14 protein-coding genes, 3 pseudogenes and 1 riboswitch are annotated in these 20,610 nt (G+C 71.8%); of the genes and pseudogenes, 6 read left to right on the top strand and 11 right to left on the bottom strand.

The genetic code is table 11. The features are described from left to right. Nucleotides 1-13: 13 nt before the first annotated feature. The 4 genes and pseudogenes from QQK45_RS10195 to QQK45_RS10180 form a co-directional block, all read right to left on the bottom strand. Nucleotides 14-2,494 carry a glycoside hydrolase family 94 protein gene (locus QQK45_RS10195; RefSeq protein WP_284293168.1) on the bottom strand — a complete coding sequence of 827 codons (2,481 nt, stop codon included), beginning with the start codon at nt 2,492-2,494 and terminating at the stop codon, nt 14-16. 60 nt (nt 2,495-2,554) lie between these two features. Next, the gene (locus tag QQK45_RS10190; RefSeq protein WP_284295008.1) at nt 2,555-2,794 is read right to left on the bottom strand and encodes a hypothetical protein; all 240 of its coding nucleotides are present in this window, start codon (nt 2,792-2,794) and stop codon (nt 2,555-2,557) included. A 123-nt stretch (nt 2,795-2,917) separates the two neighbouring features. After that, a pseudogene (locus tag QQK45_RS10185) lies at nt 2,918-4,002 on the bottom strand (phosphohexomutase domain-containing protein); the annotation flags it as partial. Then, nucleotides 3,942-4,763, bottom strand: coding sequence for an NTP transferase domain-containing protein (locus QQK45_RS10180; protein WP_284293167.1), 822 nt, complete (start codon nt 4,761-4,763; stop codon nt 3,942-3,944). The pseudogene QQK45_RS10185 and the gene QQK45_RS10180, both read right to left, overlap by 61 nt. A gap of 417 nt (nt 4,764-5,180) precedes the next feature. Then, nucleotides 5,181-5,344: riboswitch (cyclic di-AMP (ydaO/yuaA leader) on the top strand. 1 nt (nt 5,345) lies between these two features. On the opposite strand from QQK45_RS10180, the pseudogene QQK45_RS10175 reads away from it, so the two are divergent. After that, nucleotides 5,346-6,079: pseudogene (locus tag QQK45_RS10175) on the top strand (C40 family peptidase); the annotation flags it as partial. Here QQK45_RS10175 and QQK45_RS10170 read toward each other — a convergent pair. Next, nucleotides 6,055-7,518 carry an ROK family protein gene (locus QQK45_RS10170; RefSeq protein ID WP_284293165.1) on the bottom strand — a complete coding sequence of 488 codons (1,464 nt, stop codon included), beginning with the start codon at nt 7,516-7,518 and terminating at the stop codon, nt 6,055-6,057. The pseudogene QQK45_RS10175 and the gene QQK45_RS10170 sit on opposite strands and share 25 nt — an antisense overlap. Nucleotides 7,519-7,657: 139 nt before the next feature. Between QQK45_RS10170 and xylA the strand changes: the two genes are divergently transcribed. The 5 genes and pseudogenes from xylA to QQK45_RS10145 all read left to right on the top strand — a co-directional run bounded on the left by xylA (nt 7,658) and on the right by QQK45_RS10145 (nt 12,554). Further along, nucleotides 7,658-8,842 carry a xylose isomerase gene (xylA, locus tag QQK45_RS10165; RefSeq protein ID WP_284293164.1) on the top strand — a complete coding sequence of 395 codons (1,185 nt, stop codon included), beginning with the start codon at nt 7,658-7,660 and terminating at the stop codon, nt 8,840-8,842. Continuing rightward, nucleotides 8,842-10,291: pseudogene (gene xylB / locus QQK45_RS10160) on the top strand (xylulokinase). The gene xylA and the pseudogene xylB overlap by 1 nt, the downstream one beginning before the upstream one ends. 93 nt (nt 10,292-10,384) lie before the next feature. Next, nucleotides 10,385-11,365, top strand: coding sequence for an acetylxylan esterase (locus QQK45_RS10155; RefSeq protein ID WP_284293163.1), 981 nt, complete (start codon nt 10,385-10,387; stop codon nt 11,363-11,365). An 89-nt stretch (nt 11,366-11,454) separates the two neighbouring features. Continuing rightward, nucleotides 11,455-12,135 (top strand): DUF433 domain-containing protein, encoded by a 681-nt coding sequence (locus QQK45_RS10150; protein ID WP_284293162.1) that lies wholly within the window; start codon nt 11,455-11,457, stop codon nt 12,133-12,135. A gap of 17 nt (nt 12,136-12,152) precedes the next feature. Beyond that, nucleotides 12,153-12,554 (top strand): PIN-like domain-containing protein, encoded by a 402-nt coding sequence (locus tag QQK45_RS10145; RefSeq protein ID WP_284293161.1) that lies wholly within the window; start codon nt 12,153-12,155, stop codon nt 12,552-12,554. Nucleotides 12,555-12,682: 128 nt separating this feature from the next. Here the strand turns inward: QQK45_RS10145 and QQK45_RS10140 are convergent, their stop codons facing one another. The 6 genes from QQK45_RS10140 to QQK45_RS10115 all read right to left on the bottom strand — a co-directional run bounded on the left by QQK45_RS10140 (nt 12,683) and on the right by QQK45_RS10115 (nt 20,382). Beyond that, nucleotides 12,683-15,712, bottom strand: coding sequence for an alpha-mannosidase (locus QQK45_RS10140; protein WP_284293160.1), 3,030 nt, complete (start codon nt 15,710-15,712; stop codon nt 12,683-12,685). A 71-nt stretch (nt 15,713-15,783) separates the two neighbouring features. Beyond that, nucleotides 15,784-16,710: a carbohydrate ABC transporter permease gene (locus tag QQK45_RS10135; protein ID WP_431310254.1), complete on the bottom strand. Its 927-nt coding sequence runs from the start codon at nt 16,708-16,710 to the stop codon at nt 15,784-15,786. Next, nucleotides 16,710-17,639 (bottom strand): carbohydrate ABC transporter permease, encoded by a 930-nt coding sequence (locus QQK45_RS10130; protein WP_284293159.1) that lies wholly within the window; start codon nt 17,637-17,639, stop codon nt 16,710-16,712. The genes QQK45_RS10135 and QQK45_RS10130 overlap by 1 nt, the downstream gene beginning before the upstream one ends. A gap of 1 nt (nt 17,640) precedes the next feature. Next, on the bottom strand, nt 17,641-19,008 hold the full coding sequence (locus tag QQK45_RS10125) for an extracellular solute-binding protein (protein WP_284293158.1): 1,368 nt from the start codon (nt 19,006-19,008) through the stop codon (nt 17,641-17,643). Between the two features lie 130 nt (nt 19,009-19,138). After that, the gene (locus tag QQK45_RS10120) at nt 19,139-19,981 is read right to left on the bottom strand and encodes an ROK family protein (RefSeq protein WP_284293157.1); all 843 of its coding nucleotides are present in this window, start codon (nt 19,979-19,981) and stop codon (nt 19,139-19,141) included. Further along, nucleotides 19,873-20,382 carry a MarR family transcriptional regulator gene (locus tag QQK45_RS10115; RefSeq protein ID WP_284293156.1) on the bottom strand — a complete coding sequence of 170 codons (510 nt, stop codon included), beginning with the start codon at nt 20,380-20,382 and terminating at the stop codon, nt 19,873-19,875. Before QQK45_RS10115 ends, QQK45_RS10120 begins: the two co-directional genes overlap by 109 nt. Between the last annotated feature and the right edge of the window lie 228 nt (nt 20,383-20,610).

Raw genomic sequence — 20,610 nt, 5'->3', positions numbered from 1 at the left:
GACGGCCCAGAGCTCAGCCCAGCGTCACGACGACGCTCACCGTGGACCCGGCGGACGCGGCCGGGATCGGGGTGCCGGGCTCGTGCGCGACGCCGTCGACGGTCACGGACGCGACCCCGTGCGAGACGTGCTCGGGGTTGCGCACCTCGATCTCGTAGACCGCCTCGCGCCACTCGCGCCGCACCTCGAAGCCGTCCCAGTCCGCGGGGATCGACGGGTCGACGACGAGGCCGTCCAGTGCGAGGCGGACGCCCAGGACGTACTTGGTGACGGCGGTGTACATCCAGCCGGCGGTGCCGGTCAGCCAGGGGTTCTGCGCCTTGCCGAACCACTCGTGGTCCCGGCCGTAGAGGAACTGGACGTAGGCGTACGGCTCGGCGCCGCGAACCTCGATGTTGTCGTTCTGGTGGTACGGCAGGATCGCGTCGTAGAACTGGACGGCCTCGTCGCCACGACCGAGCAGCGCCTCGGCGATGATCGGCCACGCGTTCGGGTGGCTGAAGATCGCGGCGTTCTCCTTGATGCCCGGGTACACGCGGGTCACGAACCCGACGGTGTCGTCGACCTTGGTGAACGCGGGCCAGTTGAGGTGGTTGCCGTACTCGGAGCCGAGCAGCTCGCGGACGGCGTCCATCGCCGTCTCGCCGCGCTCCTGCGACGTGATCCCCGCGATCACGGGCCACGCCTGGTGCTCGAGGAAGATCTTGCCCTCGTCGTTGGCCGCGGAGCCGATCTTCACGCCGTCGCGCGTGTAGCCGCGGATCCACCAGCGGCCGTCCCACAGCTCGCGGTCGGCGACGCCGCGGATCCGGTCGAGCTCGGCGGTCCAGCGCTCGACGTCGTCCGACGCTGACGCGTCTCCGGCGGCTCGCCTGTGCTCACAGATCTCCAGGAACGCCCGGATCGCCCAGGCGTGCAGGAACGTCACGAGCGCGGTCTCGCCGCCGCCGAGGTTGAGGCAGTCGTTCCAGTCGGCCCGCAGGCCGAGCGCGACGCCGTTGGGCCCGACCTGCTCGGCCGAGAACTCGAGCGCCCGACGCAGGTGCTCGTAGACGGTCGCGGGCGTGCCCTGCGCGAACGGGATCTCGAGGTCCAGGAACCCGAGGTCCCCGGTCTCCTTGACGTACTCGACGACGGACGGCACGAGCCACAGGTGGTCGTCCGAGCAGGTGTCCTCGAGGCCGTGGATGAGGTCGGCGACGTTCGGGGTCGGGACGATCGTCGGGGACGGCACGTCGGGGAGCTTCTCGGCGTCGGGGTCGAACGCCTTCGGGTCGAACAGGTGCAGCCCGTAGCCTTGCTCGGTCTGCGCACGCAGCAGCTCGACGATGCGCTGGCGCGTCTTGGTCGGGTTGGAGTGGATGACGCTCATGACGTCCTGCGCGGTGTCGCGGTAGCCCAGGCCGTTGCGTCCGCCGACCTCGACGAACGACGCGAACCGCGACCAGACCACGCACGTCTCCGCCTGGAGCAGGGTCCAGGAGTTGATCATCGTGTTCATGCCCTCGTGGGGCGTGCGGATGCGGAGCTTGTCCTGCTTGGCGTGCCAGTAGTCGCGCAGGCGCTGGAACTCGCGGTCGACCGCCGGCACCTCGGCGGACTCGACGTCGGCGTACTTCGCCTGCATCTCTCTGCCCGCTGCGTCGCGCGACCCGTAGCCCAGCAGGTAGACGAGGCGCTTGGTCTCGCCCGGCTGCAGGACGACCTTGTGCTGGAGCGAACCGCAGTGGTTCTGGGTCGTCGCGCTCTTGTTCGTGCCCTCGCCGCGCTCGATCGCGACCGGGTTCGTCTCGGTGCGGTAGGAGCCGATGAAGTTGTCGCGCAGCGAGTCGTACGACGACGGCGTCTCGCTCGACGCGACGTAGTGGAAGGTCCACGGCTCGTAGTAGAAGTCGTACTCGATGATGCCGTCCTCGTACGAGGAGCCCGACGCGTAGAGCGACATCTGCAGGTTCTGGTTGTCGATCGTGATCGTGTGGAAGCTGAACTCCACGTACGACGCGACGGTCAGCTCGCGGACGCGGTCCGAGGTGTTCGTGACGCGGACGTCCCACAGCTCCACGTCGTCGTCGAGCGGGATGAAGACCGTCTGCTCCGTGTCGATGCCGCGGTACTCGGAGCGGAAGCGCGTGTAGCCCATGCCGTGCCGCGTGGTCCACCGTCCCGCGGCACCCGGGCCGGCCTCGGCGTCGGGCTCGGTCCCCGGCTCGACGAACGGCTTGCCCACCGGCTGCCAGGACGCCGACCAGTAGTCGCCGTCGGCGTCGTCGCGCAGGTACACGTAGTGGCCCGGGCGGTCGAGGGGGACGCCGTTCTGGCGGAACCGCGAGATCCGCCCGTACTGCGAGCTCTTGTAGTACGAGTAGCCGCCCCCGTGGTGGGACAGCACGGTGCACATGTTCTTCGTGCCCAGGTAATTCGTCCACGAGACGGGGACGTCGGGGCGGTCGATCACGTACTCGTCGGCGTCGGTGTCGAAGAATCCGTAGCGCATGGGTGGGGCGTCCTTGCTCGTGCGGGGTCGTGCGGGGGGTGGGGAGGCGATAGGACGGGCTCAGACGCCCGCGGTGACGAAACCCTTGAGCCAGTCGAGCAGCTCCTCGGCCTTCTCGGGCGAGTCGGCCTCGACGAACATCCGGAGCACCGGCTCGGTGCCGGAGAACCGCAGGAGCGCCCAGTTGTCGTTCTCGAGGAGGATCTTCGTGCCGTCGAGGTGGGAGACGCTGACGACGGGGTACGGCCCGACGTGCGTGAGCGGCTCGGCCTCGAGCCGGCGCGGGACGGCGATCCGCATCTCGGGCGTCGACGGGACGCCGGCCTCGAGCGTGTACAGGCGGCCCGTGATCGCGTAGATCATCTCGCGCAGCTCGGAGATCCGCTTGCCCGTGCGAGCCAGCATCTCGACGACGAGCGCGCACGCGAAGATGCCGTCCTTGCCGAGGATCCAGCCGCGGATCGTGAGACCGCCCGACGACTCGCCGCCGAGGACCGCGTCGATCTCCTCCATGCCCGCGGTCACGTGCTTGAAGCCGACCTTGACCTCGCGCGACTCCTCGCCGAAGTGCGCGGCGAGGCGGTCGAGCAGGTGGGTGGTCGCGAGGTTGCGGACGACGCCGCCCTTCTCGCCACGCACCTCGTGCAGGTACCAGTACAGGAGCAGGAGCAGGTCGTTGGTGGTGATGTACTCGCCGGTCTCGTCGACGATCCCGATGCGGTCGGAGTCGCCGTCGGTCGCCATGCCGAGCGCGTACCGGCCGCCGCCCGAGCGGATCATCTCGATGAGCGCGGACAGGCGCTGCAGGTCGGGCGCGGGCGCGATGCCGCCGAACAACGGGTTGTGCTGCGCGTGGATGAACTCGGCACGCACGCGCATGTCGCCGAGGATCGTGCCGAGCGTGAGCTGGCTCGTCCCGTACATGGGGTCGACGACGACCTGCAGCTCGGAGCCGCGCACGGCGTCGACGTCGACGATCTTCTCGATCGCGTCGATGTAGGGGTCGGTGAGCGTCCGGTCGACGACGACACCGGCCGCGCGCGCGAGGTCGAGGTCGAGCGTGATGACGTCGTCCACGGACATGGCGTTGGCCTCGTCCTGGTAGCGGTCGGTCTCGTCGTCCAGCGGCAGCGACCCGTCCGCGCGGAACACTTTGATGCCGTTCCACTCGGGCGGGTTGTGGCTCGAGGTCACGATGATCCCGTACGCGGCCCCGAGGTAGGGGGCGGCGAACGTGACCAGGGGGTGGGGACGTCGTCGAGCAGGAGGGTGACGGGGATGTTGTTGCCGGCGAAGACCTCGGCGGCGGCGATCTTCGACTCCTCGGAGAGGAAGCGGCGGTCCCCGCCGATGACGACGCCGCGGGACTCGAGCCCGCGACGAGCGGTCTCGTTCGCGATCGCCTGGGACAGGCGGCGCACGTTGGCGAGGGTGTAGCCCTCGCCGATCACCGCGCGCCAGCCGCCGGTGCCGAAGTGGATGGTCGTGTCGGTGTTCTTCTTCGGCATGAAGAGCCGCTTGAGCAGGATGTCGGCGGCGTCCTGCAGCTCGGCCGGCGAGTTGATGCCGTGGACCTCGTCGGTGTCGTAGATCTGGTACGTCTCGACCCGGCGACCGTCGGCGATCGCGCGGTGGGCCAGGTCCGTGAGCCGGTCCGCGCCCGCGGCGACGAGCTCCTCGAGCACCCCGAACAGCAGCGTGGGCGCCGCGACGTAGGCGCCCACGTTGATCTCGTGCCCGTCGGTGGTCTCCCCGCGGCGGGCTCGGTCCCGGCGCTGACGATCGCAGTGACCCTGCCGTCGACGCGGACCACCCGGTCGTACGCCGGGCGCGGCTCCGCGAGGACGGCCGTGAGGAACGTGAGGTCGGCGTCCTTGAGGGCGTGCCGGGTGAGCAGGCCGAGGAGCGACTCGCTGCGCAGCAGCGGCGTGTCCGCGTAGGCGGTCAGCACGACGTCGGCGCCGGCCGGGAGCGCGGCGCGCGCGGCGAGCGCGGCCGGGCCGGTGCCCGCCGGGCCCGACTGCTCGACGTACGTGAGGTCCGGTCCGAGGAGCTCGCGGACCCGCGTGTCGCCGGCTGCGACGACGACCACGGTGCGGTCACGGTCGACGACCTGGTTCAGCGTCTCGAGCGCGCGCTGGACGACGGTCGAGTCGCCGAGGGGCTGGGTGAGGACGTCGTGGGAGGCGGCGTCGTGCCCGGCTGCGAGCAGGACGGCGGCGCGCCGGGAGAGCTGCTGGCGGGCGGGTGCGGCCTGGGCGCTGGGCATGACCTGGTCCTCCGGTCGGCTGGTGCGCCGGTGGCTCCGGCGACGCGGGTGCCGTTTTGAACGGCTCCCTTCCTTATTCCGCAGCCTACACGGGTCACCGGGGGCGGGCGAGCCTCGCCACACATCCGAGAAACCCGACATCTCGGGCGCCGACACGCCCGTGGGGCGCGACCGGATGTGAAGGTTTGCGGCACGGGCGTACCGACGATCCGGGGGTCATCCGGACGGTTAACGCCCGTTCTGTCATAGCCGCATCCGAGTGTCACCGACCCGGGCCCACTGGGCCCTAGCAGGTCAACTCGGACACGCACAAGCCCTCGTTACATATTTGTGACCCGCCGGGTCTGTTGCCTAGCCTCGATCAGCCGACGGACGCACGACCTGCCGTCTGCCCCGACCCGGAACGCCGAGCGCTGCCACCGGGAAGGGCCCATGACCCGTGGCAGCGACGGGGGACCCACCTTCGGGGGCCCGGGCCATGTCGGACCGGACCTCCTCGGGGTGAAGCCGCGCAAGCGGCCGGGCACGTACCTCCCGCCCGAACCCGACAGCTCACCTCGCAGGCGTGAGAGGTACAACACCATGCTCCGAACCCGTGAGCAGGGCGCAGTGCGCCCTGAGGGTGGTCGTCCGCGCCGATTCGGCCGAGTCGCGACCACCGCCGGCCTCCTCGTGGGCCTCGTCGGCGGCGGTCTCGTGACCACCGCCGCAGCCACCCCCGCCGCTGCCGCCACGACCGCCACCAAGACCGCGACGGCCGCGAAGCCCAAGACCGTCAAGGCGACGGTCTCGCTCAAGATCAGCGACAAGTCGTACTACAAGAACAAGCCGCCCCTCGTCTCCGTGTCGTCGAAGGCCGGCGGCAAGGCCACGACCGGCAAGGTCTGGTTCTGGGTCGCCGGCAAGCACGTCAAGACCGTGACCCTCAAGCACGGCAAGGCGACGTACCGCCTGTCGAAGGGCCTCAAGCCGGGTCACCACCGCGTCCGCGCGACGATCCACCCCTCGAGCAAGTACGTCAAGGGCACCACGAGGTACACGACCGTCCTGACGCACAAGTACTCGTCGCGCGTCGTCGAGAAGGCCGTCAAGTACACCGGCACCCGCTACGTGTACGGCGGCTCGAGCCCCCGCGGCTTCGACTGCTCGGGCTTCACCAAGTACGTGTACTCGCACACCAAGGTGAAGTCCCTCCCCGCACGTCGTCGGGCCAGCGCCACGCGGGCAAGGTCGTGTCCAAGAAGCACGCCAAGCCCGGTGACCTCGTCTACACGCCCGGGCACGTCGGGATCTACGTCGGCGGCAACAAGATCATCGACGCCCCGCGCCCCGGCAAGTCCATCCACGTGCGCAGCATGTGGAAGGCGAGCTGGACCTTCATCCACGTGAAGGCGAAGGCCAACACGATCTGACGCACCGGGCCACGGCCCGCAGCGTCCCGAGAGCGCCGAGGCAGGACGGGTCTCCGTCCTACCTCGGCGCTCTCGCCGTCTCCAGAGACTCCAGGTAGTCGCTGGGTGCCTGCACGAGGTCCCGCAGGACGGCGCGCGCACCCCGGTGAGCGCCGCGTACCCGGACACGGGCGCCGGGCGCACCGCGATCCGCTCCCACGGTGAGGCCAGGACCCGCGTGCGCAGCTCGGCCTCGAGCGTCGGGCGCAGGTCGTCGGCGAGGGTCGCGTAGACGCCGCCGAGGAAGACCGTGTCGAGGTCGAGCAGGTTGACGAGCGTCGAGAGCGCCGTGCCGAGGGCCTTCCCGGCGCGCCCGACGACGGCGCGCGCCCGCTCCCCGCCTCGCCTCCCGCGGCCAGCGCGTCGAGGACCGGGGCGAGGCCGTCGGAGGCTGCGCCGTCGGGCCGGGTGGTGCCGGGCGCGTCGAGGCCGAGGCCGCGCAGGATCGCGTCCTTGCCCGCGAGCTGCTCGAGGCAGCCCGTCGCGCCGCACCGGCAGCGGGGGCCCGACGGGTCGACGACGACGTGGCCGATCTCGCCGGCCCACCCGTGCCGGCCGAGGTAGAGCTGGCCGTCGAGCACGATCGCGGCGCCGATGCCCACGTCGCCGGAGACGTGCACGAACGTGGTGCCGTCGTGGCCGGAGGCCGCGAACTGGCCGAACGGGAGCTGGGCGAGGCCGGCGAGGTTGGCCTCGTTGGCGATCTCGACGCCCGCGGGCAGCGGTCCGAGCAGCGGCACGGGCGCGAGCGACTCCCAGCCGAGGTTCGGGGCGACCTGGAGGAAGCCGGCGCGCGCGTCGACGAGGCCGGGCAGCGCGAGCCGGGTGCCCGCGACCCGCATGCCCTCCGCCTCGATCTCGGCGACGACGTCGCGCGCGAGGTCGCCCACGCGGGCGAGCACGCGGACGGGGTCGCTGCCCGAGAAGTCGGCAGGTGCGCCGCCCGGCGCACCCTCGATGCGCTCGGCCACGGTCGCGCCGGACAGGTCGAGCGCGCGCACGCCGACGTAGTCGACGTTGACCTCGAGACCGAGCCCGACGACGGTCCGCGGGGCGGGCACGAGCGGCACGGCGGGGCGTCCGACCTGGCCGGGCGCGGGCGCGAGCTCGGCGACGACGCGCCCGGCGACGAGCTGGTCGACGAGCGAGCCGACGGTCGCGCGGGTGAGCCCGGTGGCGACGGCGACGGCCGCGCGCGACGGTGGCTCGGCCGCGCCGAACACGCTGCGGGCGACGAGCGCGAGGTTGTGCTCGCGCAGCGAGGCCTGCCGGGCCTTGGGGGTGCCGACGCCGGGGAGCTCCATGAGCCTTGACCCTACCCGCGTCGCGCGTTAAGTTCATCCATACAACAAAGGGCTCGACCATCGCTGCGGCGCGGGCGACCCACCCACCGACGCGGCCCCTGACCCCCAGGGACCACCCACTCGACGAGGAGCACCCCGGATGAGCACCCCCGCGGCCACCCCTGACTTCAAGTTCTCGTTCGGTCTCTGGACCGTGGGCTGGCAGGCCCAGGACCCGTTCGGCGACCCGACGCGCGCCGCGCTCGACCCGGCCGAGTCCGTCCGCAAGCTCGCCGACATCGGCGCATGGGGCTTCACGTTCCACGACAACGACGTCTTCCCGTTCGACGCCGACGACGCCGACCGCCGTGCCCGCGTCGACGCCGTCAAGAAGGCCGCCGACGAGACCGGCCTCGTGATCGAGATGGTCACGACCAACACGTTCACGCACCCCGTCTTCAAGGACGGCGCGTTCACGTCGAACGACCGCGGCGTCCGCCGCTTCGGCCTGCGCAAGATCCTCCGCAACGTGGACCTCGCCGCCGAGCTCGGTGCTCAGACGTTCGTCATGTGGGGCGGCCGCGAGGGCGTCGAGTACGACAACTCCAAGGACCTGCACGCCGCGCACGCCCGCTACGCCGAGGGCATCGACACCGTCGCCGCGTACATCAAGGACCGCGGCTACGACCTGCGCATCGGCCTCGAGCCCAAGCCGAACGAGCCCCGCGGCGACATCTTCCTGCCGTCCATCGGCCACGCGCTCGCCCTGATCGCGACGCTCGACAACGGCGACATCGTCGGCCTCAACCCCGAGACCGGCCACGAGCAGATGGCCACGCTCAACTACACGCACGGCCTCGCGCTCGCCCTCTACGCGGGCAAGCTCTTCCACATCGACCTCAACGGCCAGCACGGCCCGAAGTTCGACCAGGACCTCGTCTTCGGCCACGGCGACCTGCTGTCCGCGTTCTTCACCGTCGACCTGCTCGAGAACGGCTTCCCCAACGGCGGCCCCCGCTACGAGGGCGCTCGCCACTTCGACTACAAGCCGTCGCGCACCGAGGGCCCCGACGGCGTGTGGGACTCCGCGCGCGCCAACATCGAGACGTACACGCTCCTCGCCGCGAAGGCCAAGCAGTACCGCGAGGACCCCGAGGTCCAGAAGGCGTTCGAGCACGCCGGCATCTTCGAGCTCGGCCAGTCCACGCTGGCCGAGGGCGAGACCTTCGACCAGTTCCTCGCCGACCCGACGACGCGCGAGACGTTCGACCTCGACGCCGCCGCCGAGCGCGAGTACGGGCTCGTCGCGCTGCACCAGCTCGCGCTCAAGCACCTCGTCGGCTGATGAGCGGCACCCTTGTCGCCGGCGTCGACTCCTCGACGCAGTCGTGCAAGGTCGTCGTCCGGGACGCGGAGACCGGAGCGCTCGTGCGCTCCGGCTCCGCGTCGCACCCGGACGGCACCGAGGTCCACCCCGACGCCTGGTGGGACGCGTTCCGTTCGGCGGCCGAGGCCGCCGGCGGCCTCGCTGACGTCGCCGCGATCGCCGTCGGTGGGCAGCAGCACGGCATGGTCCTGCTCGACGCCGAGGGCGAGGTCCTGCGGCCGGCGCTCCTGTGGAACGACACCCGCTCGGCGCCGTCCGCCGCCGACCTGGTCGACGAGCTCGGCGCGGCCGCGTGGGCCGAGGCCGTCGGGTCGGTGCCCGTCGCGTCGCTCACCGTGACCAAGCTGCGGTGGGTCGCCGACCACGAGCCCGACCTCGTCGGCCGGATCGCCGCCGTCGCGCTCCCCCACGACTGGCTGACCTGGCGCATCGCCGGGTACGGGCCGCGGTCGCAGGGGCTCGAGCCCGACCTCACGGCTCTCACGACGGACCGGTCCGACGCGTCCGGCACCGGCTACTGGGGGCTCGACGCGTACCGGCGCGACCTGCTCGCGCGGGCGCTCCGCCTCGACGAGGCGGCGGCCGAGGGATCGCCCTGCCGCGCGTCGTCGGGCCGGGCGAAGCCGCCGGCACCACGCGCGGTTCGGAGACCGTGCCCGCAGGCCTCGGGCTCGGGGCCGGGGCCGGTGACAACGCCGGCGCCGCGCTCGGGCTCGGCATGAGCGCGGGCGACGTGGCGATCTCGATCGGGACGTCCGGCGTCGTGTCCGCGGTCGCGGACCGGCCCAGCGCCGACGCGTCCGGGCTCGTCAACGGCTTCGCCGACGCCACCGGGCAATACCTGCTGCTCGGCGTCACCCTCAACGCGAGCCGCGTCCTCGACGCCGCCCGCAGCATCCTCGGCGTCGATCACGTCGGGCTGTCCAAGCTCGCACTGGCGGCGCCCCCGGGGCCGACGGCCTCGTCCTCGTGCCCTACCTCGAGGGCGAGCGCACGCCCAACCGGCCCGACGCGACCGGCTCGTTCCACGGCCTGCGCCTCGTGACCGCGACCCCGCAGCACGTGGCGCGGGCCGCCGTCGAAGGCATGCTGTGCGGGCTCGCCGACGGGCTCGACGCGCTCGTCGCGCAGGGCGCCGAGGTCGGGCGCCTGCTGCTCATCGGCGGCGGGGCACGCTCGGAGGCCGTGCGGCAGCTCGCGCCGACCGTCTTCGGACGGCCGGTCGAGGTCCCGCCGCCGGGTGAGTACGTGGCCGACGGCGCCGCCCGCCAGGCCGCGTGGGCGCTCGCCGGGAGCACCGAGCCGCCCGCATGGACCGGAGGCGACGGCGGGGAGACGCTCACCGTCGACGGCGCGCCCGCGCCCGTGGTGCGCGAGCAGTACGCCGCGGTCCGCGACCTCGGCTGACGCCCACCGCCGACGGTGACGTTGTCCGGGGTAACGTCACCGTCGGCGCCGCGGCCATCACCGTCGGCGAACTCGAACGAGAACGAGAGAGCGATGCCCCTGACCGACCTGCCCCTCGAGGCCCTCCGCGAGTTCCGCCCGGACGTGCGCGAGCCCGCCGACTTCGACGCCTTCTGGGAGAAGACGCTCGCCGAGTCCCGCGCGGCCGGGGCGGGAGCCGCCGTGCTGCGCGAGCCCGCGGACACCCCGATCACCGGCCTCGTCATCGAGGACCTCACGTTCCCCGGCTTCGACGGCGAGCCCGTCAAGGCGTGGCTCACCCGGCCCGTCGGCCGCGAGGGCGAGCATCTCCCGACCGTCGTCGAGTACAACGGCTACAACGGCGGCCGCGGCCTGCCCGGCGAGCGCGTCGGCTGGGCGCTTGCCGGCTTCGTGCACGTCTTCATGGACACGCGCGGACAGGGCAGCGGCTGGGGTTCCGGCGGCGACACCCCCGACCCCTACGGCTCCGGGCCCGCGCAGGCCGGCTGGATGACCCGCGGCGTCGACGACCCCGCCCACCACTACTACCGCCGCGTCTACACCGACGCCGTCCGCCTGCTCGACGCCGTCCGCGCGCTGCCCGAGGTCGACCCCGCCCGGGTCGCGGTCACCGGCGGCAGCCAGGGCGGCGGCATCGCCATCGCCGCGGCGGGCCTCGTGCCCGACGTGTGGGCCGCCCTGCCCGACGTCGCGTTCCTGTGCGCGTGGGAGCGCGGCCTCCAGGTGGCGATGAGCGACCCCTTCCAGGAGCTCGCCCGCTACCTCGCCGTCCACCGCGACCAGCGCGAGACCCTCCTGACCACCGCGTCCTATCTCGACGGCGTGAACTTCGCCAAGCGCATCACCGCGCCCGCGCTGTTCTCGGTCGCGCTCATGGACGCCGTCGTGCCGCCGTCGACGACGTTCGCGGCGTTCAACGCCCTCGGGTCCGCCGACAAGCACATCGAGGTGTACCCGGAGAACGGGCACGAGGGCGGGCAGACCTACCAGTGGTTGAAGCAGGTCGAGTTCCTCAAGGCGCGCGGCGCCTAAGGTGCGCCGCCCTGTGGGCATCGAGGCCGGTAGCGCGGCGCTGTGCACGCCTGACGCAGCCACGGACCCTCCCGTGCCAAGATGACGCCATGGCGGTGTCCCTTCTCGATCGCGCGATCTACTCCTACACGGACGTCGATCGGCTCGTCGGTCTCCACTCCGGCACTGCGCGCCGTTGGCTGGAGGGTTACGTCCGCTCCGGGCGGTTCTATGAGCCCGTACTGCGACCGGAACCTACCGGCACTGACGTCGTGACGTGGGGCGAGATGGTCGAGGCGCGGCTGCTCGCAGAGTTCCGGAGCCGACAGGTTCCCGTCCAGCGCCTTCGGCCCGCGATCGTTCGCCTCCGTGAGGAGTTCGGACGTCATCCGCTCGCGCGTGCTCGGCCGTTCCTCGACGTCGAGGGCCGCGAGCTCGTCCGTGTCGTTCAGGAAGAGGTCGGGCTTGAGCGCCCACTTCAGCTGGTCGTCGTGCGCAATGACCAGCTGGTCCTCGTCGACACCGCGGAACGGTTCCGGGACGCTGTCGAGTACGAGGACGACGTCGTAGGACGCCTGAGACCGGATGCCCGGACCCCGAGCGTGCTCATGGATCCGCTCCGTGCCTTCGGCCAACCGGCCGTACGTAATGTCCGCACGGAGTCACTCGCGGAGGAGTTCCGCGCGGGCACGAGCCGGGAGGAGCTGGCGGATCTCTACGACCTCACGCCCGGCCAAGTCGATGACGCTCTCCGCTTCGAGCTCATCGCCGGAAGCGCGCGCGCTGCCTGACGGCACAGGTGACCAGCGTGTACTTCGCGGACGAGAACGCGCTCGGCCTCGGCAAGTTGCTGCGACGAGAAGGCCGGGACGACGTCGTCTACCCCGGTCATGAGGATCTCCCGGACGTGCCGCTGGGTACGCCCGACCTCGAATGGATGCCGATCGTCGCTCTGCGGGGCCTCGTGGTGATCACCCGCGACAGGCGCATCCGCACCGGACCCGCCGAGCTGCGTGCGTACGTCGAGCACGGTGTGCGATCGGTGTGGATCGGTGCCAAGAAGGATCTCACCGCCCGTGACCAACTTGCCTTGTTGCTGCAGCACGAGGCCCGGCTCGAACGCGAGATCATCAAGCGTGGGCGAGGACCATGGGCTCTGGCGTTGAGCCCGAGTGGCATCCGTCCGATCCACGTACCAGAGACCGCCTAGCGGGAACACGCCCCACCAGGCGCGTCCCAGATCGGCTCCGTCTTGGCTGTGCGAGACGCGGGGAGGTGGCGAAGAACGAAAGTCCCAGCCACCTCGCCGCGCCCGCACGCGAACCCGAAGGCGAATCGTCAGCGGGTGAAGCGGAGCGTGACGATCTCGAACGGGCGGAGAGCCAGCGGCTCCGACAGGTCGAGCTCGGTCCCGTCCTCCTCGAGCGGGCGCTCGAGGAGGTCCGTGCGCGTGGCGCCCGAGGTCTCGAAGCCCGGGGTCACCGTCGCCCGCGCGTGGCCGCCGAGCGACTCGTAGAGCCGCACGACGACGTCGCCGCTGCGGTCCTCCGCCAGCTTCACCGACTCGACGATCACGGCGCCCGCCGGGTCGTCGACCGTGACCAGTGGCTCGACCGGAGCGGCGCCCTGGACGACGCGCGGCGCCAGGTTGGCGGCGTAGCCGTCGCGGACCGCGTCCCCGAGGTCCGCGCCGACGTGCAGCACGGTGAGAAAGCGGTGCTCGCCCTGGTCGGCGTCGGGGTCCGGGAACAGCGGCGCGCGCAGCAGGGACTCGCGGACCGTCGTGACGGTGGCACCGTCGTCGGTGACGGTGCGCTGGACGTCGTGGCCGTACGTCGCGCTGTTGGCGACGGCGACGCCGTAGCCCGGCTCGGCCACGTGCACCCAGCGGTGCGCGCAGATCTCGAACTTGGCCGCGTCCCAGGGCGTGTTCGCGTGCGTCGGACGGAACACGTGCCCGAACTGCGTCTCGGACGCGCTGCGGTCCGCGTGCACCGCGAGCGGGAAGGCGAGCTTGAGGAGCTTCTGCCGCTCGTGCCAGTCGACGACCGTCTCGACGCTCAACGCGGCCGAGCCGCGCGCGAGCGCGAGGCGCTGCCGCACCGTCGACGCCCCGAACGCGCGCCGCACCTCCACGACGACCTCGTCCGCCGACGACGCCACGACCTCGACGCCGAGCGCCTCGACCAGGTCGGTCCGCTCGTCGAGGTACTCGACGTCGATGTCCCACGCGTCCCACTGTCGCGGGGTGTCGCGGTGGAGCTGGAGCAGGTTCCCCGCGAGCCCGGCCGGGACGAGCTCGCGGTCCGCGCGGAGGTCGCGCACCGAGTCGACCAGCCCCCGGGCGTCGACGTGCACCGCGACCAGCCCATTGGCCAGGAGCAGGCCAGCGACGGCGCCGGCGGTTTCTTCGATGGCCACGGTGACGTCGTCGCCCTCGGACCCGGACGCCGGGGCCGCCCCGAGCGCGGGCACGCCGTCCCGCGCGTGCGGGGTCGCGTTGAAGACCAGCGGCGTGTCGCCCGAGCCGGCGAGCGCCGCGAGCGACGCCCCGATCACGCCCTCCGCGACCTCGGCCACCTCGGCGTACCCGGCCTCGGCGTCGCGGTAGACCCAGGCGATCGAGCTGCCGGGCAGGATGTCATGGAACTGGTTCAGCAGGACGGTCTTCCACGCCTGGTCCAGCGCCTCGTGCGGATAGGCCACCCCGTGCCGGACGGCGGCCGTCGCTGCCCAGAGCTCAGCCTCGCGCAGCAGGTGCTCGCTGCGGCGGTTGCCCTGCTTGGTGCGCGCCTGCGAGGTGTACGTGCCGCGGTGGAACTCGAGGTACATCTCGCCGCTCCACACGGCGGGGCGCCCGAGCTCGGCCTCGGCGGCCTCGAAGAAGTCGTAGGGGCTCGCGACCCGGACCTCGGCGACGCCCTCGGTCGACGCGTAGCGCCGCGCGCGGGCGAGCATCTCGGCCGTGGGGCCGCCGCCGCCGTCCCCGTACCCGAAGGGCACGATCGACGCGTCGAGCTCGCCCTTCTCGCGGTTGTTGCGCGCGGCGTGGTCGAGCTCGCGGGCGGCGAGCTCGGCGTTGTAGGAGTCGACGGGCGGGAAGTGCGTGAGCAGGCGCGTGCCGTCGATGCCCTCCCAGAGGAACGTGTGGTGCGGCATCGCGTTGGTCTCGTTCCACGAGAGCTTCTGCGTGAGCATCCACCGGTTGCCCGCGAGCTTCGCGATCTGGGGCAGCGCGCCCGAGTAGCCGAAGGAGTCGGGAAGCCAGACGTCGCGCGTCTCGACGCCCAGCTCGTCCTGGAAGAACGACTTGCCCGTGAGGAACTGCCGGACCATCGCCTCGCCGCCGGGCATGTTGGTGTCCGACTCGACCCACATCCCGCCGACGGGGACCCAGCGCCCCTCGGCGACCTTCGCCTTGATCCGCTCGAACAGGTCCGGGTAGGACTCCTTGATCCACGCGTACTGCTGCGCGGACGAGCACGCGAACACGAGGTCCGGATCCTCGTCCATGAGCGTGACCACGCTCGAGAACGTCCGCGCCGCCTTGCGCACGGTCTCGCGCACGGGCCACAGCCAGGCGGAGTCGATGTGTGCGTGCCCGACGGCGTAGGCCTGGTGCGCGCTCGCGTTCGCCGGGGCCTCGAGCACCGGGGCGAGGAGCTTGCGCCCCTCGGCGGCGGTCCCGGGGACGTCGTCGGGGTCGACGACGGCGACCAGACGGTCGAGCGCACGCAGCACGCGGGCGTAGCGGGCGCCGTCGTCGGGGAGGACGCGGAGCAGGTCGCGCAGGGCCTGCGCGTCGTGCCAGAGCTCCTCGACGCCCGCGTCGACGGTGACGAGATCGGCGCGCCGCAGGACGTAGAGCGGGTCGGTCCCGGCGGTCGCGCGCTCGCCGAGCGTCGTCGGCTGGAACTCGGGCTGGTGACCCATCACCGTCGGGTTGCCGGCCGCCTCGACCCAGAGGTCGACGGGCTCCCCCGCGGGCCACGCGATAGCCCGGTTGCGCGGGTTGAGGCCCTTGAGCGGGCGGCCGTCGGCCGACCAGAACTGCCCCTCGGCCTGGAAGCCCGGGTTGACGTCCGTGAAGCCGAGGTCGACGACGACCTGCGCCGCTCCGCTCTCGGACGCAGCCGGCGCGGGGCCGGTCAGGTGCAGCCAGGTCGTGCTCCACGGCGCACCCCAGGCGTGGCCGGGCGCGACCCGGACGCCCTCGTGCGCGGCCGCCTCCGCGAACGGCACGGGCTCGCCCGGCGCCTCCCACGCCGTGACCTCGAGCGGGACGGCACCCGCCTCACGGTGCGGCGCGAGGCGCTCGAGGAGGAAGCGGTCGACCCGCATGAGCGTGAGGTCGGCGGCGGTGGGCATGACTTCGGGCATGGTGGAGCACCCTTCGGGGTCGGGAGGTGGGACGTCAGCGGGCGACGCGAGGGGCTGCGTCAGCCCTTCATGCCTCCGGCGAGCGCGTTCGCGCCCCCGGACAGCCGCTGCGTGAGGAGGTACAGGACCAGGACGGGCACCGAGTAGAGGATCGAGAACGCCGCGAGCTTGCCGTACGCGATCGATCCGTAGGTGCCGAAGAACTGGTAGATGGCGACGGCCGCGGGCTGCTTCTCGGCCGACGTCGTGAGGATGAAGGGGACGAAGAAGTTCCCCCACGCCTGCGTGAACACGAGCATCAGCACGACGGCGAGACCGGGCCGCATGAGCGGCAGGACGATCCGCCCGAGGGCTCGCATGGAGCTCGCGCCGTCGACCCAGGCCGCCTCCTCGAGCGAGACCGGCACCGAGTCCATGAAGTTCTTCAGCATCCAGATCGCCATGGGCAGCGACGACGCGGACAGGAAGAGGATGACGCCGGGCGTCGAGTCGAGCAGGCTGAGCTTTACGAACAGGCTGTAGACCGGCACCATGATCGCGGTGATCGGCAGGCAGGTCGCGAACAGGATCGTGTAGAGGAACCCGCGCTGGAACCGCATCCGGTACCGGGACAGCGGGTACGCGGCGAGCACGCCCACGACGACCGTGATGAGGGCCGTGCCGAGCGAGATGACCAGCGAGTTCCACAGCGGGAGGAACGTCTGGTCCTTGGTGAAGACGGCCTTGAAGTTGTCGGCCGTCACGCTGGACGGCACCCCGACGGAGACCGTCGCGGCCGGGTCCACCGAGGACAGCAGGATCCAGGCGAGCGGCACCAGGAAGCTCAGGCCCACGAGCACGAGCGCGAGCGAGGCGAGGAACCGGCCGGTCGAGCGGCGCGGGCTCGCCACGGTCGGCATCCCGGCCCCACGGTGCCGCGCCCGACTGCCCGCGCCCGACGACGGCGATGCGGCGGGGGTGACGGAGGTCGTGTCGAGCGTCGTCATCAGTCCACCTCCGGCTTGAGCACCTTGATGTAGATCACCGAGAAGACGGCACCCACGAGGATCGTCACGGTCGCGATGGCGGTGCCGTACCCGACCTGGGAGAACTTGAACGCCTCCTGGTAGGCCAGCACCGGCAGCGTCGAGCTCGCCGTGCCGGGGCCGCCGCCCGTCATGACCCAGATGAGCGTGAAGACCGCGAGGGTCTGCAGGGTCGTGAGCATGAGGTTGGTCGAGATCGACCGGCGGATCATCGGCAGCGTGATGCGGGAGAAGCGCTGCCAGCCGGTCGCGCCGTCGATCTGCGCGGCCTCGTCGACCTCGGCCGGCACCTCGGAGAGTGCGGCGCGGTAGACCATCATCGAGAACGCCGTCCCCCGCCAGATGTTCGCCAGGATGACGCTGAGCAGCGGGAACGTGATGAGCCACGTCGTCTTGTCGAGGCCGAAACAGCCGAGGAACGCGTTGAGCGTCCCGTCCGTCGAGAAGAACGCGTAGAGCGCGAAGGCCGCCACGATCTCCGGCATCACCCAGGCGACGACGACGAGCGTGCTGACCACCGAGGCCAGCGTCTTCGGCGCGATCCGCAGCAGGACGGCGAGCGCCATCCCGAGGACGTTCTGCCCGACCACCGCGGACGCGAACACGAAGACCACGGTGAGCCAGGCGGACTTCCAGAAGTCGCCGTCGGACAGGAGGGCCGTGTAGTTGTCGAGCCCCACGAACTCGGGCTTCGCGGCCCGGTAGCCGGTGAGCCCGGTGTTCGTCATCGAGCCGTAGAGCGCCCAGAGGATCGGCCCGAGGAGGAACACCGCGAGCAGGACGACCGCGGGGACGAGCGGGGTGGAACGGGTGAGCGCGCGCAGGCGCCGGGACCCGGGCCGGGGGCGCCGCCCCCGGCCCGTCGGCGCGACGAAGATCTCGGTCGCCATGTCAGCCCGCCGCGGAGACGGCGTCCTTCCCGACGATCTTCTCGAGCTCCTCGTCGTACTTCTTCGCGGCGTCCTCGGGCGACGCCTGGCCGGTCGCCACCGACTCGACGGCGACCTGGATGTTCGAGGAGATCTGCGAGTAGTCCGGCGTCGCGGGGCGGAAGTGGGTCGTGGCGACGAGGCCGGAGAAGAACTTGAACGACGGGTTGTAGCTCAGGTACGCCGGGTCGGCGGCGACGTCCTTGCGAACGGCGATCTGGCTGTTCGTCGTGTCGTAGGTGAGCGAGTTGTCCTTGTTCAGGGCCGTCGAGACGAAGTCGAACGCGGTCTGCGGGTGCTTGGTGTGCGCGCCGACCGAGAGCAGCCATCCGCCGGACATCGAGGTCGTGCCCGGCGCCTGACCGGTCTGCGTGGGCATCGCCGCGTAGCCCATGGCCTTCTCCCAGCCTGGCCACTTGTTGTCGCCGGAGATCCAGCCGCCCGGCTGCCACGAGCCGTCGATGCCGATCGCGAGCTTGCCCTTCGGGAAGAGCTCGGTGGCGACCTTGGAGCCGACGCTCGCGTCGAGCGCGACGTCGAGCGACGGCCCGAGCTTCTCGCTGTAGACCGTCTTGTAGAAGCTCAGCGAGTCGACGAAGCCCTGCGAGCCGGTGAGCCACTTGTCGCCGTCGTGCAGGCCCTTGCCGTCCCCCGTGCCGTAGTCGAGCATCTCGAAGCCCTGCATCGTGGTCTGCTCGCCGCCGGCCTTGCCGGCGTAGATGTTGAGCGGCGTGACGCCGGGGACCTTCGCCTTGACGGTGCGGGCGGCGGCGAGGATGTCGTCCCAGGTCTTCGGCTGCCAGTCCGTGGGGAGCCCGGCCTTGGTGAAGATGTCCTTGTTGAAATAGATGCCGCGCGTGTCGGTGCCCATCGAGACGCCGTACGTCTTGCCGTCGACGCCGAGGCCCGCCTGCTTGGCGGCGTCCTGGAACTGGTCCCAGTCGGACCACTTCTTCACGTAGTCGTCGATCGGCAGGAGGTAGCCGGCCGCCGCGTCGGACATGACCTGGAAGGTGTCCTCGTAGATGACGTCGGGCGCGGTCGACTTCGAGCCGTTCATCAGGGCCAGCTTGGTGTAGTACTGGTCCTCCTCCGCCTCGATCGGCTCGAGCTTGACGGTCACGCCGGGGTTCGCCTTCTCGAACTCGGGCTTGACCTTCTGCAGGAGGTCGTCGAGCTGGTGGAACGACGCTGTCTTCTGGTACGCGACCGTGATGGTGCGGGTACCGGTGTCCTGGGCGTCCTTGCTGCCGTCGTCCGACGAGCACGCCGCCAGCGTGGCGACGAGGGCCCCGACCGTGCCGAGGGCCAGTCCTGTCCGTACGCGCATCCGAAGCTCCTTTGCTCTCGCGGGGCTGCACCGCCCCGGCCGCGAATATTTCATCATTTCGCGTTAGTAATAGCAAGACAACGCTGTCTCTCATCTCGACGGGGCCGCGCTCGGGGAGCGGACGCGCAGGTCAGACGCGCAGGAGCAGGCCCGTCGGCCGAGGCGTGAGGGCGTCGTCGAGCATCAGGCACGCCGCGCCGACGGCAGCGACCGGCCCGTCGCCGGCCGCCCCGAGGACCCGGAGCGGGTGATGACCCGGCATCGCATACGTGTCGAGCACGGACCGCAGCCCCGGCTCGAGCCACGGGCCGAGCCGGTCCCAGACCGGCCCCGACGGTACGACCGTGTCGAGGTCCAGCAGCTCGCAGACCGTCGCCAGCGCCGACCCGAGGGCCGAGCCGGTCTCGTGGAGGAACGGCACGACCGCGAGGTCGCCGGCCTCGGCCAGCGCGCGGAGGCCGTCGACGGCACGGTCCGCGCGCACGGTCTCCGACGCGCGCACGTCCGTCGCCCCGGCACCCAGGCCGATGCCCCGCTCGACGGCGTTCGCCAGGATCGCGTTCGCGCTGAAGACCCCGCCCAGGCAGCCCTCCCGACCGCACACGCACCGCCCGAAGGCCCGGCCCACGCTGACGTGGCCCGCCTCCCCCGCGTTGCCGGACACCCCGCGGACGATCTCGCCGCCGCTGATGATCCCGATCGCGACACCCGTCCCCGCGTAGACGACGGCGGCGTCCGTGGGCCGCCCCGACGCGGGGAACCACAGGATCGCGGCCGCGACCGCCAGGACGTCCTTGTCGAGCAGCGTCGGGAGCCCGGTGCGGCGCGCGACCTCGTCCCGGAGCGGGACGTCGTGCCACGTCGTCAGGTGCGGCGGGTCCAGCACGAGGCCGCGCGCGTGGTCGATCGGGCCCGGGGTCGCGAGCCCGACGCCGAGCACCCGGTCCCGCTCGACGGCGCCCTCCTCGAGCACGGCGTCGATCTCCCGGACGACCACGTCGAGCGCGGCGCCCGGCTCCCCGACTCCGGTGTGGCCGCCGTCCGGGTCGCGACCACCTGCCCCGCCAGGTCCAGCAGCACGACCACGACGGCCGCCGGGTCCAGGTGCACCCCGACCGCGAACCGGCTGTCCGGGACGATGTCGAGCGTCGTCCCCGGCCGCCCCGCCCCCGGCTGCCGCTTGACGTCCTCCTCGGTGACCAGCCCCGCGTCGAGGAGCCGGCGCACCGCGTTGGTGACCGTCTGGGCGGAGAGGCCGGTCTTCCGGGCCAGGTCGGCGCGGGTGCAGGACCCGGCCCCCAGCCGGATCGCCTCCAGCAGGGCAGCCTGGTTGAACCCGCCCATGCGCGGCAGGTTCGTCCCTCGGGTGCTCACGGTCGTCATCGGACGTCACCGTAGCCCCCAATCCCCGGGAAGGGCGCCGCGAGCCACCCAGAGGACCGCGCCGTCGCCGCGACGACAGTGAGCAACGGCATGCTCGACGTCGCCGTCGGTGAACGGGACGTCGCCGTCAGCGAAGGCGGGACGACGGCGAAGCGCGCGGGCGCGGGGAGGTGGTGAAGGACGTCAAGGAGTCCGCACGGCCCCCAGGGCCGCAGGACG

The sequence above is a fragment of the Luteimicrobium album genome (genome assembly GCF_030161555.1).
Lineage (GTDB): Bacteria > Actinomycetota > Actinomycetes > Actinomycetales > Cellulomonadaceae > Luteimicrobium > Luteimicrobium album.
The sequence above is the reverse complement of the archived record's forward strand: the minus strand, read 5'-3'. Positions and strand labels throughout refer to the sequence as shown.

Coding starts and splice junctions, on each gene's coding strand:
- QQK45_RS10190 (WP_284295008.1), bottom strand. CDS start 2,794: ATGCGGATCGCCGTCCCGCGCCGGCTCGAGGCCGAGCCGCTCACGCAC.
- QQK45_RS10195 (WP_284293168.1), bottom strand. CDS start 2,494: ATGCGCTACGGATTCTTCGACACCGACGCCGACGAGTACGTGATCGAC.
- xylA (WP_284293164.1), top strand. CDS start 7,658: ATGAGCACCCCCGCGGCCACCCCTGACTTCAAGTTCTCGTTCGGTCTC.
- QQK45_RS10125 (WP_284293158.1), bottom strand. CDS start 19,008: ATGCGCGTACGGACAGGACTGGCCCTCGGCACGGTCGGGGCCCTCGTC.
- QQK45_RS10130 (WP_284293159.1), bottom strand. CDS start 17,639: ATGGCGACCGAGATCTTCGTCGCGCCGACGGGCCGGGGGCGGCGCCCC.
- QQK45_RS10180 (WP_284293167.1), bottom strand. CDS start 4,763: ATGCCCAGCGCCCAGGCCGCACCCGCCCGCCAGCAGCTCTCCCGGCGC.
- QQK45_RS10170 (WP_284293165.1), bottom strand. CDS start 7,518: ATGGAGCTCCCCGGCGTCGGCACCCCCAAGGCCCGGCAGGCCTCGCTG.
- QQK45_RS10155 (WP_284293163.1), top strand. CDS start 10,385: ATGCCCCTGACCGACCTGCCCCTCGAGGCCCTCCGCGAGTTCCGCCCG.
- QQK45_RS10135 (WP_431310254.1), bottom strand. CDS start 16,710: ATGACGACGCTCGACACGACCTCCGTCACCCCCGCCGCATCGCCGTCG.
- QQK45_RS10150 (WP_284293162.1), top strand. CDS start 11,455: ATGGCGGTGTCCCTTCTCGATCGCGCGATCTACTCCTACACGGACGTC.
- QQK45_RS10140 (WP_284293160.1), bottom strand. CDS start 15,712: ATGCCCACCGCCGCCGACCTCACGCTCATGCGGGTCGACCGCTTCCTC.